Source organism: Nostoc sp. 2RC, from assembly GCF_014222165.1.
In the GTDB taxonomy this organism is placed as follows: Bacteria; Cyanobacteriota; Cyanobacteriia; order Cyanobacteriales; family Nostocaceae; genus Nostoc; species Nostoc linckia.
The window spans coordinates 1-1,085 of record NZ_JACKZU010000731.1 but is presented as its reverse complement, the minus strand read 5'-3'; the positions used below and the strand labels follow the sequence as shown (position 1 = coordinate 1,085).

Annotated in this window: 2 protein-coding genes; both read left to right on the top strand. The window is 40.7% G+C overall.

Annotation, left to right across the window (positions count from 1 at the left end; all coding sequences use genetic code 11):
• Window positions 1-120: 120 nt before the first annotated feature.
• Window positions 121-609 (top strand): hypothetical protein, encoded by a 489-nt coding sequence (locus GNE10_RS34725; RefSeq protein WP_185570533.1) that lies wholly within the window; start codon window positions 121-123, stop codon window positions 607-609.
• 22 nt (window positions 610-631) lie between these two features.
• Window positions 632-1,066 carry an NUDIX hydrolase gene (locus tag GNE10_RS34720; RefSeq protein WP_099072535.1) on the top strand — a complete coding sequence of 145 codons (435 nt, stop codon included), beginning with the start codon at window positions 632-634 and terminating at the stop codon, window positions 1,064-1,066.
• Window positions 1,067-1,085: the final 19 nt, after the last annotated feature.

The window sequence follows — 1,085 nt, the reverse complement described above, 5'->3', positions numbered from 1 at the left end:
GAAAAGGTTAAAGGTTAAAGGGAAAAGGAATCAATTTAATCTTTCCCCTTTTCCCTTTACCCCTTTCCCTTTCCCCATACCTTGTTTGCCCAATTCCCAATTCAAAACAAAGTACCATAGATGGGAACTGACCCGATGGAAGTGGCGACAAAACAAGCAGTGAAGCAAAAATTTCCTCAATCGGTGGCTTTCATGGAAAAAACTAGAAATTCGTCCCTTGCCTTTTTGTCTGGGCACAGTATTGTTCTGTACCGTGTAGGGTTAGCTTTTTTCCTGGTGGCAGGACTTTCTAGTTGTGGTAATTTAGCTTCCTCTGGCTTGAGTGGAACTGGCTTAAAATTTGGCGCTAATGTTACCCCAATTCGAGAAATTCAAGCACAAAAAAAGAATCAGGCTACAGTTTACATCCAAGGTACGGTAGAAAATCAAGCTCCGCTAATTAAGCAGTGGGCTTATCAAATAAATGACACAACCGGCAAAATTTGGGTTATCACTAATCAAAAAAGTTTGCCAGAGGGTTCGCAAGTAGTATTTAAGGGTAAAGTGCGCTACCGAAGTATTCCTTTAGCGGGGAAAGAACAGGGAGAAATTTATTTAGAAGAAGAATAATTAAGCAATTAAAAATGAATATATGAGCAATGAACTAGTACATGTGGCGATCGCTATTCTCTACCAAAACAATAAATTTCTCATGCAACTAAGGGATAACATCCCCAACATTCCTTATCCCGGTCACTGGGCGCTATTCGGCGGTCATATCGAACCTGGGGAAACACCCGATGTGGCAGTCAAACGAGAAATTTTAGAAGAAATCGGTTATACCCTGCCGCCTTTTGTTGAATTTGGCTGTTATATAGATGAAAGAGTAGTCCGCCATGTTTTCCATGCACCACTCCTAGTGGAGATGAATGAATTGGTTTTAAATGAAGGCTGGGATATGGGATTATTGACTCCAGAAGATATTCACCAAGGTAGATGTTATTCAAAAAATGCCGACGAAGTGCGACCATTAGGGGAAATGCATCAGCGAATTATGTTGGATTTTATTGAAAAGAATCAAATGTAAATGGGGCATGGGGCATGGG